14 protein-coding genes and 1 tRNA gene are annotated in these 14,583 nt (G+C 72.5%); 6 read left to right on the plus strand and 9 right to left on the minus strand.

Features of this window, described 5'->3' with window-relative positions:
- Positions 1-62 precede the first annotated feature (62 nt).
- The 3 genes from QQX13_RS07040 (at position 63) to QQX13_RS07050 (ending at position 1,555) form a co-directional block, all read left to right on the plus strand.
- Positions 63-773, plus strand: a complete 711-nt coding sequence (locus QQX13_RS07040) for an HD domain-containing protein (RefSeq protein ID WP_301118743.1) — start codon at positions 63-65, stop codon at positions 771-773.
- A gap of 85 nt (positions 774-858) precedes the next feature.
- Complete coding sequence (locus tag QQX13_RS07045) at positions 859-1,146, plus strand: WXG100 family type VII secretion target (protein WP_301118741.1); 288 nt, start codon at positions 859-861, stop codon at positions 1,144-1,146.
- A gap of 145 nt (positions 1,147-1,291) precedes the next feature.
- The gene (locus QQX13_RS07050; RefSeq protein ID WP_301118740.1) at positions 1,292-1,555 is read left to right on the plus strand and encodes a DUF4031 domain-containing protein; all 264 of its coding nucleotides are present in this window, start codon (positions 1,292-1,294) and stop codon (positions 1,553-1,555) included.
- Positions 1,556-1,826: 271 nt separating this feature from the next.
- On the opposite strand, the gene groL is transcribed toward QQX13_RS07050, so the two are convergent.
- The 3 genes from groL to QQX13_RS07065 form a co-directional block, all read right to left on the minus strand.
- Complete coding sequence (gene groL / locus QQX13_RS07055; protein ID WP_301118739.1) at positions 1,827-3,455, minus strand: chaperonin GroEL; 1,629 nt, start codon at positions 3,453-3,455, stop codon at positions 1,827-1,829.
- A gap of 228 nt (positions 3,456-3,683) precedes the next feature.
- Positions 3,684-4,277, minus strand: a complete 594-nt coding sequence (locus QQX13_RS07060; protein ID WP_301152919.1) for a LytR C-terminal domain-containing protein — start codon at positions 4,275-4,277, stop codon at positions 3,684-3,686.
- 21 nt (positions 4,278-4,298) lie between these two features.
- Complete coding sequence (locus tag QQX13_RS07065; protein ID WP_301118737.1) at positions 4,299-4,580, minus strand: DUF3263 domain-containing protein; 282 nt, start codon at positions 4,578-4,580, stop codon at positions 4,299-4,301.
- Between the two features lie 98 nt (positions 4,581-4,678).
- Between QQX13_RS07065 and QQX13_RS07070 the strand changes: the two genes are divergently transcribed.
- Positions 4,679-5,350, plus strand: coding sequence for a uracil-DNA glycosylase (locus QQX13_RS07070; protein WP_301118736.1), 672 nt, complete (start codon positions 4,679-4,681; stop codon positions 5,348-5,350).
- 189 nt (positions 5,351-5,539) lie between these two features.
- Here QQX13_RS07070 and QQX13_RS07075 read toward each other — a convergent pair.
- The 4 genes from QQX13_RS07075 to QQX13_RS07090 all read right to left on the minus strand — a co-directional run bounded on the left by QQX13_RS07075 (position 5,540) and on the right by QQX13_RS07090 (position 8,776).
- Positions 5,540-5,612 (minus strand) — tRNA-Thr (locus QQX13_RS07075).
- Between the two features lie 87 nt (positions 5,613-5,699).
- Positions 5,700-6,509 (minus strand): DsbA family protein, encoded by an 810-nt coding sequence (locus QQX13_RS07080; RefSeq protein WP_301118735.1) that lies wholly within the window; start codon positions 6,507-6,509, stop codon positions 5,700-5,702.
- Positions 6,510-6,555: 46 nt separating this feature from the next.
- Positions 6,556-7,062, minus strand: coding sequence for a MauE/DoxX family redox-associated membrane protein (locus QQX13_RS07085; RefSeq protein WP_301118734.1), 507 nt, complete (start codon positions 7,060-7,062; stop codon positions 6,556-6,558).
- Between the two features lie 130 nt (positions 7,063-7,192).
- Positions 7,193-8,776 (minus strand): protein kinase domain-containing protein, encoded by a 1,584-nt coding sequence (locus QQX13_RS07090; RefSeq protein WP_301118733.1) that lies wholly within the window; start codon positions 8,774-8,776, stop codon positions 7,193-7,195.
- A 182-nt stretch (positions 8,777-8,958) separates the two neighbouring features.
- Here QQX13_RS07090 and QQX13_RS07095 point away from each other — a divergent pair, with 182 nt between their 5' ends.
- Both QQX13_RS07095 and QQX13_RS07100 read left to right on the plus strand, forming a co-directional pair.
- Positions 8,959-10,122, plus strand: a complete 1,164-nt coding sequence (locus QQX13_RS07095) for an ABC transporter ATP-binding protein (protein WP_301118732.1) — start codon at positions 8,959-8,961, stop codon at positions 10,120-10,122.
- A gap of 258 nt (positions 10,123-10,380) precedes the next feature.
- A complete protein-coding gene (locus QQX13_RS07100; protein ID WP_367281266.1) occupies positions 10,381-11,862 on the plus strand; it encodes a DUF4032 domain-containing protein in 1,482 nt (493 codons plus the stop codon).
- A 57-nt stretch (positions 11,863-11,919) separates the two neighbouring features.
- Here QQX13_RS07100 and rlmB read toward each other — a convergent pair whose 3' ends face one another.
- A complete protein-coding gene (gene rlmB, locus QQX13_RS07105; RefSeq protein ID WP_301118731.1) occupies positions 11,920-12,882 on the minus strand; it encodes a 23S rRNA (guanosine(2251)-2'-O)-methyltransferase RlmB in 963 nt (320 codons plus the stop codon).
- Positions 12,883-13,091: 209 nt separating this feature from the next.
- The gene (cysS, locus tag QQX13_RS07110) at positions 13,092-14,516 is read right to left on the minus strand and encodes a cysteine--tRNA ligase (RefSeq protein ID WP_301118730.1); all 1,425 of its coding nucleotides are present in this window, start codon (positions 14,514-14,516) and stop codon (positions 13,092-13,094) included.
- Between the last annotated feature and the right edge of the window lie 67 nt (positions 14,517-14,583).

Raw genomic sequence — 14,583 nt, forward strand, 5'->3', positions numbered from 1 at the left:
CCGCGCCCCTGAGTCGGCACACTGGAGGCGTACGGAGTCCCCCGTCCCTGTCTGAGGTGAACATGTCTGCGGCCACCACGCCTGCCTGGCTGCTCCCCGCCTTCGTCCGCGAGGCGACGGCTGCGGGCTCGACCGCATCCGAGGAGCAGATCGCCGAGGCGGGGGACCGGCTCCTGCGGCGGTGGGAGAACCCGGCGCGGCGATATCACGGGATCCAGCACCTGGTCGAGCTCCTGACGCGGGTCGACGAGCTCCAGCAGGAGACCCGCCTGCCCCACTGCGTGCGCCTGGCGGCCTGGTACCACGGCGCGGTGTTCGCGTCGGACTCGGCCTCCGCGTACGCCGCGAAGGGCGGGGAGGACGAGGACGCCAGCGCGGAGTTCGCACGCCTCGAGCTGCGTGAGCTGGGACTGCCGGTCGAGAAGATCGACGCCGTCGCGACCATGGTTCACGGTCTCGCGCGGCACGCCGCCGGGACCCAGTCGACCGACGCGGCCGTGCTGTCGGACGCCGACCTCGCGATCCTCGCCGCCGACCCGCAGCGGTACAAGGCGTACCTGCAGGACGTCCGCGCCGAGTACTCCGCGATCCCCGACGAGCGCTTCATGCGCAGCCGCCGCGCGATCGTCTCGAAGCTGCTGGCCCGGGAGCGCCTCTACACGAGTCCGCTCGGAGCCACGTGGGAGTCCCAGGCACGGCAGAACCTCACGGCGGAGCTCGCGCGCCTCGACAAGGCCCTCGCGGCGATGTCCCCCGCCGACGACACCGCCTGAACCGCTCCCCCTCCGGGCGCGGGCCCGCCGCGGTCCCGTCGCGATCCCTAGCGTGGTGCGCACCCACACCACCAGGGAGGACACCATGCAGTTCCACGTCGATGCCGCCGAGGTCGCGGCCGCCGCGGCACGGACCGCTCACACGGCCGACGCGATCCGCGGCGAGACCGCCGCCATGCTCGCGCACCTGACCGCGCTCGAGGGCTCCTGGCAGGGATCCGCGGCCGCCGCGTTCGGCGACGTCCGCGAGCAGTGGCGCGCGGCCCAGGTCCAGGTCGAGGCGGCCCTCGACGCGATCACCCAGGCCCTCGGCGCCGCCGCACGGTCCTACGAGGACGCGGAGGCGACTGCGACCCGGCTGTTCGCCCGCTGACCCCCGCCTGTCGGGACACTCAGTACTGATCCGAGCCCGATCCTGTGCGCCCCGGGACGCTCAGTCCTCATCGGAGCCCGATCCGGCTCCCCCCGGGACGCTCAGTCCTCATCTGCACGCCCGCGTCCGACGTACGCTCGGGACCATGATCCTCATCGACCCGCCGCTGTGGCCCAACCACGGCACGGTGTGGGGGCACCTGGTCTCGGACGCGTCGCTCGAGGAACTGCACGCGTTCGCGCGCCGGGCGGGGATCCCCGAGCGCGGCTTCGACCGCGACCACTACGACTATCCGATCGCCCGACAGGAGCAGCTGGTCGAGCTGGGCGCCACGCTGGTCTCGACGCGCGAGCTCATCACGCGGCTACGTGCCTCCGGGTTGCGCGTCACGGCGGCCCAGAGGCGCTGAGCCGCGCCCTGCACCTGCCGGCTCCCGCCGCCCGGCTCCGTGCGGGGAGGTGATGGTCGCTCCGCGGACTCCGGTTCTCGCTGCGGGGAGCTCGGCGCAGCGCGCACCCCTGGTTTGGCACTCCACTTCCCCGCAGGAGGCGCGCACCTTCCCCACGCGACCGCCAGCTCCCCGCAGGAGGCGCATCGTCCCGCCCGGGCACGACGAAGGCCCCCGCCCCGGCGAACCGGGAGCGGGGGCCTGCGTCAGTCGGTCGCGAGACCGGGCGGGGTCAGAAGCCCATGCCGCCCATGTCGGGCGCGCCGCCGGCCGGCATGGCCGGCTCGGGCTCGGGCTTGTCGGCGACGACGGCCTCGGTGGTGAGGAAGAGCGCCGCGATGGACGCCGCGTTCTGCAGCGCCGAGCGGGTCACCTTCACCGGGTCGTTGACGCCCGCGGCGAGCAGGTCGACGTACTCGCCGGTCGCGGCGTTGAGGCCGAAGTGGACCGGGAGGCCCTTGACCTTCTCCACGACGACGCCACCCTCGAGGCCGGCGTTGATCGCGATCTGGCGCAGGGGCGCGGTGATCGCGGCCTCGACGATCCGGGCACCGGTCGCCTCGTCGCCCTCGAGCGCGAGGCCCTCGAACGCCGAGGTACCGGCCTGGATGAGGGCCACGCCACCACCGGCGACGATGCCCTCCTCGACGGCGGCCTTCGCGTTGCGGACGGCGTCCTCGATGCGGTGCTTGCGCTCCTTGAGCTCGACCTCGGTGGCCGCGCCCGCCTTGATGACGGCGACGCCGCCCGCGAGCTTGGCGAGGCGCTCCTGGAGCTTCTCGCGGTCGTAGTCCGAGTCCGAGTTGTCGATCTCGGCACGGATCTGGCGCACGCGGCCCTCGATCATCTCCTGCGCACCGGCGCCCTCGACGATCGTGGTCTCGTCCTTGGTGACGACCACCTTGCGCGCCTGGCCGAGCAGCTCGAGACCAGCGTTGTCGAGGGACAGGCCCACCGACTCCGAGATCACGGTGCCGCCGGTCAGGATCGCCATGTCCTGCAGCATCGCCTTGCGGCGGTCGCCGAAGCCGGGCGCCTTGACGGCGACGGCCTTGAAGGTGCCGCGGATCTTGTTCACCACGAGGGTGGCGAGGGCCTCGGACTCGACGTCCTCGGCGATGATCATCAGCGGCTTGCCGGTCTGCATGACCTTCTCGAGCACGGGGACCAGGTCCTTGACGGAGCCGATCTTGGACTCGACGAGCAGTACGTAGGCGTCCTCGAGGACGGCCTCCTGGCGCTCGGGGTCGGTGACGAAGTACGCCGAGAGGAAGCCCTTGTCGAAGCGCATGCCCTCGGTCAGCTCGAGCTCGAGGCCCAGAGCCGAGGACTCCTCGACGGTGATGACACCCTCCTTGCCGACCTTGTCCATCGCCTCGGCGATGAGCTCGCCGATGGCGGGGTCGCCGGCCGAGATGCCCGCGGTCGCGGCGATCTCGTCCTTGGTCTCGACCTCCTTGGCCGCCTTGAGCAGCTCGGCGGTCACGGCCTCGACGGCCTTCTCGATGCCCTTCTTGAGGGCGATCGGGTTGGCGCCGGCGGCGACGTTGCGCAGACCCTGCTGCACGAGCGCCTGGGCGAGCACGGTGGCGGTGGTGGTGCCGTCACCCGCGACGTCGTCGGTCTTCTTGGCGACCTCCTTGACGAGCTCCGCGCCGATCTTCTCGAACGGCTCGTCGAGCTCGATCTCCTTGGCGATGGAGACACCGTCGTTGGTGATGGTCGGGGCGCCCCACTTCTTCTCGAGCACCACGTTGCGGCCCTTGGGGCCAAGCGTGACCTTGACGGCGTCGGCGAGGGCGTTCATGCCCCGCTCCATGCCGCGGCGGGCCTCCTCATCGAAGGCAATGATCTTTGCCATGGGGATGATTCCTCTTCCGATGGAATGCGGCTCCCCCACCGCCCGCGACGGACGATGCGGCGCCCGGCGTTCACGTCACGCCGCGCCCCGCACCTCGGCAGGTGAGCCTTAGGTCTGATTTAGCACTCGCGCAGGGCGAGTGCTAACCGCGATTCTGGCACTCTCACCCGGCGAGTGCAAACCGCGGGGGCGTCGTTCAGCCGATGTTCGCCAAGGGCGAGCCGCGCCTCAGCGCGGGTCGGAGACGATCTGCACCTCGACGTCGGCGTCCGTGGTCGGCTCGCCCTGCACGACCGCGTCGAAGCCGAGCGCGTCGGCGACCGCCTGCGCGGTGTCCGCCATCGCATCGTCCGCGTAGACGACCGTGTTGACGTCGGGCTTGGTGCCGGTGAGGTTGGCGGCGCTGACGGCGGTGAAGCCGGCGTCCTCGAGAAGCGACTGCTGGCCCGCGGCGAGGCCGCCGATGCCGGTGCCGTTGAGCACCGCGACCGCGGCGTCGTACTCGATGACGGGCTCCGGCTCGGCCGTCTCGGTCGGCTCGGGGGTGGCGCTGGCGGACGCGGAGGCCGAGGCGGAGGCGGAGGCCGACGGCGAGGCCTCCACGGAGGCCGTGGCGCTGGGCGTGCTCGACGACTCGGAGCCCGACTCGCCGCTGTTCCACAGGAACTGGGCGATCAGGAAGGCGAGCAGACCGGCGACGATGAACACCACGATCGGCGTGACCACGAGGATCCACCACGGGCGGGGCGCGCGGTGCACGCCCACGGGACCGGCGCTCTCGGCGATCTGGTCGAACTCGTCGCGGGGATACTCGTCAGCCACGGGGAAACCCTACCTTCCGCCTCACGCGTCCCGGGAGCCCATGGCGCGACCACGCTGACGCGCGGCGCGCATGCGGCGCAGGCGACGCACCAGCATCGGGTCGTGGGCCAGGGCCGCGGGAGAGTCGATGAGGGAGTTCAGCACCTGGTAGTACTGCGTCGCGCTGAGGTCGAACAGCTCCCGGATCGCGTCCTCCTTGGCGCCCGCGTAGCGCCACCACTGGCGCTCGAAGGCGAGCACGGAGGAGTCGCGCTCGCTCAACGCGGTGGTCGCGTCGAGCGGCTGCGCCGCGGTGCCGTCCATCGGGGCTCCCTCCAGTCCGGGCACCACCGTAACGCCGCCATGGAGGGACGACGCGCAGGCGCGCTGGTCGGAGCCGGGCCCGCCGCTAGGGTGGCGCCATGGCCGACGCGTGGAAGGACCCGGTGGCGCCCGACTGGGCGGAGGTCCTGGAGCCCGCCGCGGACACGCTCGCCGCGCTCGGCGTCTTCCTGCGCGAGGAGGTCGCCGCCGGCCGCGGCTACCTCCCGGCCTCCGACCGGATCCTCCGCGCGTTCGCTACCCCGCTCGCAGAGGTCCGGGTGCTGATCGTGGGTCAGGACCCGTACCCGACCCCGGGCGACCCGGTGGGTCTCAGCTTCTCGGTGCCGCCCGGACATCCCATGCCGCGGTCGCTCACCAACATCGCGCGGGAGCTGCGGGAGGACACCGGCGCGGTGCTGAGCTCGGGCGACCTCTCGCACTGGGAGCGGCAGGGGGTGATGCTCCTGAACAGGGTGCTCACCGTCTCGCCCGGCCGGCCGGCCTCGCATCGCGGCAAGGGGTGGGAGCAGATCACCGCCCTCGCGATCGAGGCTCTCGCCGCGCGCGGTGGGCCGCTGACCGCGATCCTCTGGGGTCGGGACGCGCAGGCGCTGGGTCCGGTGCTCGGCGACGTGCCGCGCGTCGAGAGCGCGCATCCGTCGCCGCTGAGCGCCTCTCGGGGCTTCTTCGGATCGCGCCCGTTCTCGCGGACCGACGCGGCGCTGGAGGCCCAGGGCGCCGCCCCCATCGCGTGGGGCACGCCGGACTGAACCTCGGCATCGTCCCCTCCCCGACTGTCGGGACACTGAGTCCTCATTTCTGCGGGAGACACCTCGTGCCGGGACGCTCAGTCCTCATCGGCCGCGGGCTCGGGAGGACTGAGTGTCCCGAGCGGCGCGATCCGGCCGAAACAGGAGGACTCACTGTCCCGACGGGCAGAGGGGAGGGTCGGGAGGCAGAGCTGGCAGCGGGACTCGAACCCGCAACCGCCCGATTACAAGTCGGGTGCGCTACCAGTTGCGCCATGCCAGCAGGGGACCGCCAGGATACCGGCCCCGGACGCGCCGACGCCCCGCGCGGCGGACCGGCGGGGCGTCGGGGATCGGACGATGCTGGGGCTCAGCCCAGGCTCTCGATGTACGCCTTGAGGTTGCCGTCCGTGAAGTAGTCCACCGAGGGCGAGCTCGAGTCGGCGTTGAGGATCAGGCCGTCGTCGAAGCTGCCGGTCGCGGAGATCCGCACGGTCGGGGTCCCCTGCATGCCGTCGACCGAGGCCTGCTGGGTCGCCGCGGTCGCCCACTTCTTGAAGTCGTCGTTCACGAGGCTGCCGGCGACGTCAGCCGGGACGCCGGCGTCGAGAGCGATCTGCTCGATCTCGTCGTCGCTGAGGCCGTCCGTGTTCTCGGCGGGCTGGTTCGCGAACAGCGCGTTGGAGAAGTCCAGGAACGCCTCGGGCGCGTCGTTGGCGACCACGCCGGCGGCGGCCGCGGACCGCGTCGAGTAGTTGGTGCCGTTCGAGTACCGGTCGAGGATCGAGATCGGGTGGTAGTAGACCTGGATGTCCCCGGCCTCACGCATCTCGTCGATGTCGGCGGCGTTGGTGTCCTCGAAGACGCCGCAGATGGGGCACATGTAGTCGAGGTAGATGTCGACGCGCACCGCGTCGGTCGGCACGTCCACCCCGACCACGCCGCTGGTGCCCACCGGGATGCCGCCGGTCGAGTCGGAGGCCACCGGGGAGGTCGCGCCGTCCGAGCCGAGCTCCGGCACCTTGCCCTGGTTCACGATGAAGATCACGACCGCGGCGAAGATCGCGAGACCCGCCACGGATCCGGCGATGATCATCAGGGTGGTGCGGCGCTCCTGCGCGCGGACCTGGGCCTGCGCCTTGGCGCGCGCCTCGGCGGCCTTCTGGTTCTTGCTGGACATCTCTCTCCTGGGGTTGGTCCTTGGCGGGAAAGTCTACGGGTGCGGGTCAGGCGGCCTTCATCCAGCCGTCGAGCGAGAAGCGCGACCGGGGCCAGATCAGCAGGTACGTGCCGAGCACGATGAACCCGAGCCGCTCGAGCATGTGCAGCGGATAGTTCGTGGTGCCCTCCGCCACGTCTCCGCCGCCGCCGAAGCAGCCGCAGTCGATCGAGTAGCCCTGCGACCACGCCCAGATCACGCCCGTGGAGAACGCCGCCATCATCAGCAGCCACGCGATCGAGGACAGCCGGGTGAACAGGCCCAGGATCAGGAAGACGGCGAGCGCGAGCTCGAGGAACGGCAGCATGGTGCCGACCAGCGGGACCACGGCCTCGGGCAGCAGCCGGTACGCGCGCACCGCGATGATCGACTGGGGGATGTCCAGCATCTTCGGGATCGCGGCGGCGATGAGGATGACCGCCATTCCGAGCCGCACCACGGTGCTCAGCCATGGCTGGATCGCGTGCCAGCGGCTCGTCTGCGCGTCGGTGGTCTCGTCGGTGTCGACGCCCATGATGTCCCCTCGTCCGCGGGGCGGACGCCGTCCGCCCCGTGCTGCCTGACCGGCCAACGTCCGGTTCTCCGTCAATGTTCCATCGCACTATCGCCGACGGGCCGGGGACGATGCGGGACCTGGGTCCCGCTCAGCCCGCGCCGGGCATCCCTGGCAGCGGCCACCACCAGATGTCGACCTTCACGTACAGCGCGAGGACGGCGACCAGGATCCCGACGACCAGGACGACCGCCCACGTGCCGCGCAGGCCCGACGAGGGCGACAGCGCCGCGGCCAGGCGGTGCGCGCCCTCGCGCGAGCCCGACATGTAGGGCCCCCACGCGAGCATGACGATCCCGACCAGGCACCCGAGCGCGAGCGCCGCGGCGTGCCCGTAGTACTGCCCGACGGCCGTCGTGGGGGCGGCGACGCCCGCGCTCACGAGCCACCACCCGCCGACCGCCGCTCCCCCGCCCAGCACGGCGGCCGCGAGCGCGGCGGGCACCGTCTCGGCCGCGGCGCGCAGCGTGTGCCACGGGAGGCCGAGGGTGTGCACCACCGTGTCCGACGTGCGCCGCTCCCCCCGGCGCGCGGTGGCGGCGTCGATGGCGACGCCGCGGCGGAAGACGCCGCGGGCGATGATCCACACGGCGAGCACGACGCCGAACGCGACGAACGGCGCGATCGGCGCCGCGACCACGGCGAGGATCGCCGCCAGGAGCAGGAGGGTGCGGCGCCGGGGCGCGGGCTCGGGCGCCTCCTCCACATCGTCCTCGTCCATCCACGTGTCGGCGCCCGTCGACCACGGCACCGGCGACCCCTCCGGCACGTAGGGCGCGGGCGCGACCGGCGACTCGCCGCTCGGCAGCACGGCGGTGCGCTCCGCATCGTCCTCGAGGACGTACCCGGCGGGCGCGACCACGGTGGCGGGGAGCCCGTACGGGATCGCCTCGGTGGCCCCGCGCAGCGAGGCGACCACGTCCCGCATTCCCGGGCGTCCCGAGATGTCGCGTCCGAGCGCGGCGTGGAGCGCCGCGGCGCCGGGGGCGTCGGGCAGGCGCACGTCGGCCTCGAGGGTGCGGCTGATCGCGCCGGTGCCGGCGCCGAAGGGCGCCTGGGCGGTCATCGCGTAGGCCACCGTCGCGGCCCACGACCACCGGTCGGCGAGCGTGCCCGGCTCGGCGCCGTCGATCACCTCGGGGGCGACGTAGCCGGGGGTCCCGCTCACGAGGCCCTCGCGGGTGAGGCGGTTGTCGGTCGCGCGGTGGGACAGGCCGAAGTCGATCAGCACCGGGCCGTCGCTGCCCATCATGATGTTCGACGGCGTGACGTCGCGGTGGATCACGCCGGCGGCGTGGACCGCCTCGAGCGCGGAGGCGGTGCGCTCGGCGAAGTCGGCGAGCGCGTCGCCGGCGAGCGGGCCCTCGCGCTGGATGAAGTCGAAGAGGGTGTCGCCGTCGATCAGCTCGAAGACGACGAAGGTCTCGTCCTCGTCCAGCTCGGCGTCGAGGATGTGCGGCACCGCAGGATGGCGCAGGGACTGCAGCGCCCGCACCTCGCGGCGCAGGCGCTCGACGGCGACCTCGTCGTCGCGGGCGTCGACCAGCTTGAGCGCCGCGACCTGGCCGTCGGGCGACTGGACGCGGTAGACCGAGCCCGACCCGCCCGTGCCGAGCCGCGCGAGCACGCGGTAGCCCCCGATGAGGTCACCTGGTTCGCGCTGGGGCCCGGCCATGCGCCCAACCTACCCGGCGGAGGCGCCGGTCCCGGGTCCCGGGTAGGAGGTCCCGGGTGGGGTGTGAGAGGATGACGGGGCCGGCGCACCCGCGTCGGCACGTGTCAGCGTGGACACACGATTGGCATCACTTCACTACGGATCGTCCGGCACGTACCTGCCGGTGAAGGAGAAACACGGCCATGGCCACTGTTACCTATGACAAGGCGTCCCGGATCTACCCGGGCACCGAGCGCCCCGCGGTCGACGCACTCGACCTGTCGATCGCCGATGGCGAGTTCCTGGTCCTCGTCGGACCCTCCGGTTGCGGAAAGTCCACCTCCCTGCGCATGCTCGCGGGCCTCGAGGACGTCGACAAGGGCTCCATCTTCGTCGGTGACCGCGACGTCACCCACGTGCAGCCGAAGGACCGCGACATCGCGATGGTGTTCCAGTCCTACGCGCTCTACCCGCACATGACCGTCGCGGACAACATGGGCTTCGCGCTCAAGATCGCCAAGGTCGACAAGGCCACGATCCGCGAGCGCGTCGAGGCGGCCGCGAAGATCCTGGACCTCACCGAGTACCTGGACCGCAAGCCGAAGGCCCTCTCCGGTGGTCAGCGTCAGCGCGTCGCCATGGGCCGCGCGATCGTCCGTCAGCCGCAGGTGTTCCTCATGGACGAGCCGCTGTCGAACCTCGACGCCAAGCTCCGCGTCCAGACCCGTACCCAGATCGCCGCGCTGCAGCGTCGCCTGGGCACCACCACCGTCTACGTGACCCACGACCAGGTCGAGGCGCTCACCATGGGCGACCGCATCGCCGTGCTGAAGGACGGCGTCCTCCAGCAGGTCGGCACCCCGCGCGAGATGTACGACACCCCGGCGAACGTGTTCGTCGCGGGCTTCATCGGCTCGCCGGCGATGAACCTGTCCACCTTCCGCGTCGAGGGCGACTCCGCCGTGGTCGGCGACTCGAAGGTGAAGCTCGAGCGCGAGGTCGTCGCCGGCATGACCGCCGACGACAAGGGCGACATCATCCTGGGCTTCCGTCCGGAGTCGCTCGACCGCGTGGCCCCGAACACCCCGGGCGCGTTCCCGGTCGAGGTGAACGTGGTCGAGGAGCTCGGCTCCGACGCCTTCGTCTACGGCACGCTCCCGACCCCGGTCGCGTCGGCCCACGACGTCACCGTCGGCGGCTCCGGCGAGGGCATCGTCCGCGTCGACCCGCGTGATGTCCCCGCCAAGGGCGACACCATCTGGGTCACCATCCGCCCGGGCGAGCAGCACGCCTTCTCGGCCTCGACCCAGAAGCGCCTCACCACGCACGCGATCCAGACCGACGCGTCGCGCACCGTCGGCGCGTAAGCACCGCAGTCCCGCAGGGGCGGTCCCGGCTCAGGCCGGGGCCGCCCCTGCGGCGTTCCCGGGCTGGGTCCCCGCGCCCCGCGCCCTCCCACCCGGACAGCCCGCACGGACCTGGTCCCGGGTTCGCGGCGTGTCGCGGGACGATGCGCGGGCCGGCCCGGCGTGTCGCGGCGAGATCCGTGCGGGGCGTCCGGGCAGGAGGCGGACGCCCGCCCGACCCCGGCATCGTCGCTCCGGCGCCCGGCTACGCTGAGACCCATGCCGCACATCACCGGAGCCGTCGACGCGTCGCTGATGGAGCTCCCCTGGGAGATCCCGCTGTCCGCCTGGCCGGAGGAGCGGATCGCCGCGCTGCCCCGCGGCCTGTCGCGCCACGTGGTGAGGTTCGTGCGCCACAACGGCACGGTGCTGGCGGTGAAGGAGACCAACCGCGAGATCGCGTACCGCGAGTTCGAGATGCTGCGCGAGCTCGAGCGCATGGACGCACCCTGCGTGCACGCCGTCGCGGTGGTCACGCGCCGCATCTCCGTGTCCGGCGACGAGCTCTCCGCCGCCCTGGTCACCGAGCACCTCGCGTACTCGCTCCCCTACCGCGCGCTGTTCTCGACGGCGCTGCGCAAGGGGACGCTGAACCGGCTGATCGACGCGCTCTCCGTGCTGCTCGTGAAGCTGCACCTCAACGGCTTCTACTGGGGCGACGTGTCGCTGTCGAACGCCCTGTTCCGCCGCGACGCGTCGGAGTTCTCCGCGTACCTGGTCGACGCCGAGACCGGCGACCTGCACGAGCAGCTCACCAGCGGGCAGCGGTCGTACGACCTGGAGATCGCGACCACCAACATCATCGGCGAGATCCTCGACCTGCAGGCCAACGAGGACCTCGACGAGGGCATCGACCCCTTCAAGATCGGCGACCGGCTGGAGTCGAAGTACTCGAAGCTGTGGTCGGCGCTGACCGAGACCGAGGTGTTCGACTCGAACATCCCGTTCCGCGTGTCGGAGCGCGTGCGCGCGCTCAACGAGATGGGCTTCGACGTGGGCGAGCTCGACATGCTCTCCACACCCGACGGCACGGGGCTGCGGATCCGGCCCAAGGTGGTGGACGCGGGCTACCACTCGCGCCGCCTGATGCGCCTCACCGGCCTCGACGTGCAGGAGAACCAGGCGCGCCGCCTGCTGAACGACCTCGACGAGTTCCGCGCTGTCCGCCGTGACGTGATCGAGGACGAGTCGTTCGCGGCGCACGAGTGGCTCACCACCATCTTCGAGCCCACGGTGCGCGCGATCCCGCGCGAGCTGCGCGGGAAGCTCGAGCCCGCCCAGGTGTTCCACGAGGTGCTCGACCACCGCTGGTACCTCGCCGAGGCCGCCGCGGAGGACGTGCCGATGCCCGTCGCGACCGCCTCGTACGTCAAGAACGTGCTGCCGCTGCGCCCCGACGAGCGCGCCGTGCTGGGCCGCTCGCTCGCGGAGATGACCGCGGAGCTCCCGGCCCTGACCGACGAGTTCGGCACCAGCTTCGAGGCGCGCGACCCGTTCGAGAACGACAACACCTACGCCTGGGGCGAGGTCCCGGCGCCGGCGACCACCGAGCCGCCGGTGGTGCGGCGCGCCACCACCCGGATCCCGGCGCCCGAGCGGGCGCCGCTGTCGGGCGAGCTCGCCAAGCGTGACCAGGACGCCGCCGAGGCGGCCCACGCCGAGCAGGACGATGCGGCGGAGTCGGAGGAGTCCGGCTTCTAGCCTCGTCGGTCGCGCGCCCTGGGGCGCGGCTCGCGCGGGCCGGTCAGCGCGGGCCGGTCAGCGCCCGGCGGCCTTCGCGGCCTCGTACAGCGCGATCGACGCCGCGACGGAGGCGTTGAGGCTCTCGGTGGTCCCGGCGATGGGGATCGAGACCACCTGATCGCAGGCCTCGCGCACCAGGCGGGACAGCCCCTCGCCCTCGGCGCCGACCACGATCACGAGCGGCCCGTCGAGCAGGCTCGACTCGTGCAGCTCGACCTCGCCGTCGCCGGCGAGACCGATCACGAACAGGCCCGCCTTCTTGTACTCCTCGATGGTGCGGGTGAGGTTGGTGGCACGCGCGACGGGGATGCGCGACGCGGCGCCCGCCGACACCTTCCAGGCGGCCACGGTCATGCCGGCGGCCCGCCGCTCGGGGATCAGCACCCCGGACGCGCCGAACGCGGCCGCGGACCGCACGATCGCGCCCAGGTTGCGCGGGTCCTGGATGCCGTCGAGCGCGATGATGCGGACGGGCGCGGGCGCCTCGAGCAGGTCGGACGGGTGCGCGTACTCGTACGGCGGCACCTCGAGCGCGACGCCCTGGTGCGGCGAGCCGTCCGCGAGCGCGTCGAGGGTCGGCTTGGTGACCTCGCGCACGGTAACGCCCTGCTCGACCGCGAGCGACACGATCTCGGTGACGCGGTCGTCGGCGTCGATCCTGTTGAACACGCTGAGCAGGTTCGCGCTCATGCCCTCGCGCAGCGCCTCGAGCACGCTGTTGCGGCCGACCACCAGGTCGACGGCGCCGCTCGTGCGGTCCTTCGGCGCGGCCTTGCCCGATCGCTGGGGCCGCTTGGCGGCCTCCTTCTCGGCACGCACCTTGGCCTTGTACGCCTTGTGGTTGGGGCGGTCCTCGGCCTTCGGGGTCGGACCCTTGCCCTCGAGCGCCTTGCGGCCGTGACCGCCGGTGCCGACCTGCGCACCCTTCTTGGAGCCCGCGTTCCGGGTCGCGCCGCGGCGCTGTGAGTTACCAGCCATGGGTACAAGGGTAATGGGGGACGATGCGCGGGGCCGCCTCACCGTCGCCACCTCCCCGTACGCGCGGACGGTCCGCACCTACCGACGGCACCGACGCAACACGCGGACACTCCTCGCCAGCCGTCTAGCAGGCACGTCGCTGAATCGGTGGCGGCCGCGAGCACGAGCGCTCGGCGTCGGTAGGTGCGGAGCGTCCGCGGTCTCGACCCTCAGCCGTCGGAGGCGAGCGACCAGCGGGCGCCGTCCGCGCCGTCGGCCACCACGATCCCGGCGGCGGCGAGCCGGTCGCGGATCGCATCGGCGGTGGCCCAGTCCTTCGCGGCTCGCGCCGCCGCCCGTGCCTCGATGTCCGCGCGCACCATCACGTCGAGCGCGGTCATCGCCGCATCGTCCGCCCCGGACGACCCGCCCGCCCACTCGGGAGCGGCGGGGTCGAGGCCCAGCACGTCGAGCATCGCCCGGGCGGCGAGGAGCGCGGCGGCGACCGCCGCATCGTCCCCCGCGGTGAGCGCGGCGTTGCCGGCGCGGACGGTCTCGTGGATCACGGCGAGTGCGCGCGGGACGGCCAGGTCGTCGTCCATCGCCTCGACGAAGCTCGCGGGCAGCTCGGCTGCACGCACCTCGTCGCCGGTCGGCGCCCCCACCTTCTCGGATGCGCGGGCGACGAAGCCCTGGAAGCGGCCCCACTGGGCGGCCGCCTCCGGCAGCGTCTGCTCCGAGTACTCGAGCATCGACCGGTAGTGCACCGCGGCGAGCGCGAGCCGCAGCGCAGCGGGCTCGTGCTCCGCCAGCACCTCGGACACGAGCAGCCCGTTGCCCAGCGACTTCGACATCTTGGCGCCCGACTGCGTCACCCAGGCCGAGTGCATCCACAGGTGCGCGAAGCCGTAGCCGGCGGCGCGGGACTGCGCCTGCTCGTTCTCGTGGTGCGGGAACCGCAGGTCGAGGCCGCCGCCGTGGATGTCGAACTCGTCGCCCAGGTAGCGCTGGGCCATCGCGGAGCACTCGATGTGCCAGCCCGGGCGGCCACGGCCCCACGGGGAGGCCCACGACGCGGTGTCGGGCTCGTCGGCCTTGCGCGCCTTCCACAGCGCGAAGTCGCGCGGGTCGCGCTTGTCCTCGGCCGGCGCGTCGGGCGCGGGCGTGAGGTCCTCGAGCGCCTGCCGCGTGAGCTCGCCGTAGGGAGCGTAGGAGCGGACGTCGAAGTAGACGGAGCCGTCCTTCTCGTACGCGTGGCCGGCCTCGATCAGACGCCCGATGATCGCGACGATCTCCGGGATGTGGCCCGTCGCGCGCGGCTCGGCCGCCGGCGGCAGCACGCCGACCGCGGAGTACGCCGCCTGGAACTCGCGCTCGTAGTGCAGCGCCCAGGCCCACCACTCCCAGCCGGCCTCCGCCGCCTTGGTGAGGGTCTTGTCGTCGATGTCGGTGACGTTGCGGACCATGGTGACCTGGTAGCCGGAGCGCTCGAGCCATCGCTGGAGGACGTCGAAGGCGACCGCGCTGCGCAGGTGGCCCACGTGGGGGGAGCTCTGCACCGTGGGACCGCACAGGTAGATGCCCACCTTCCCCGGGGTGAGGGGGGCGAACTCGCGCTCGAGGCGCGTGGCGGTGTCGAACAGCGTCAGGGTCACCGCACCAGGCTACCGGCCATGCCCTCCCAGGTACCGCGCCGCACGCTCGGGACGCTGAGTCCTCATC

The sequence above is a fragment of the Demequina lignilytica genome (genome assembly GCF_030418375.1).
Classification (GTDB): Bacteria; Actinomycetota; Actinomycetes; order Actinomycetales; family Demequinaceae; genus Demequina; species Demequina lignilytica.

Bases quoted from the DNA above. Each gene is read 5' to 3' on its own strand.
- QQX13_RS07045 (WP_301118741.1), top strand. From the start codon at position 859: ATGCAGTTCCACGTCGATGCCGCCGAGGTCGCGGCCGCCGCGGCACGG.
- rlmB (WP_301118731.1), bottom strand. From the start codon at position 12,882: ATGGCTGGTAACTCACAGCGCCGCGGCGCGACCCGGAACGCGGGCTCC.
- QQX13_RS07040 (WP_301118743.1), top strand. From the start codon at position 63: ATGTCTGCGGCCACCACGCCTGCCTGGCTGCTCCCCGCCTTCGTCCGC.
- QQX13_RS07070 (WP_301118736.1), top strand. From the start codon at position 4,679: ATGGCCGACGCGTGGAAGGACCCGGTGGCGCCCGACTGGGCGGAGGTC.
- QQX13_RS07090 (WP_301118733.1), bottom strand. From the start codon at position 8,776: ATGGCCGGGCCCCAGCGCGAACCAGGTGACCTCATCGGGGGCTACCGC.
- QQX13_RS07065 (WP_301118737.1), bottom strand. From the start codon at position 4,580: ATGGACGGCACCGCGGCGCAGCCGCTCGACGCGACCACCGCGTTGAGC.
- QQX13_RS07050 (WP_301118740.1), top strand. From the start codon at position 1,292: ATGATCCTCATCGACCCGCCGCTGTGGCCCAACCACGGCACGGTGTGG.
- QQX13_RS07095 (WP_301118732.1), top strand. From the start codon at position 8,959: ATGGCCACTGTTACCTATGACAAGGCGTCCCGGATCTACCCGGGCACC.
- QQX13_RS07085 (WP_301118734.1), bottom strand. From the start codon at position 7,062: ATGGGCGTCGACACCGACGAGACCACCGACGCGCAGACGAGCCGCTGG.
- QQX13_RS07100 (WP_367281266.1), top strand. From the start codon at position 10,381: ATGCCGCACATCACCGGAGCCGTCGACGCGTCGCTGATGGAGCTCCCC.
- QQX13_RS07080 (WP_301118735.1), bottom strand. From the start codon at position 6,509: ATGTCCAGCAAGAACCAGAAGGCCGCCGAGGCGCGCGCCAAGGCGCAG.
- groL (WP_301118739.1), bottom strand. From the start codon at position 3,455: ATGGCAAAGATCATTGCCTTCGATGAGGAGGCCCGCCGCGGCATGGAG.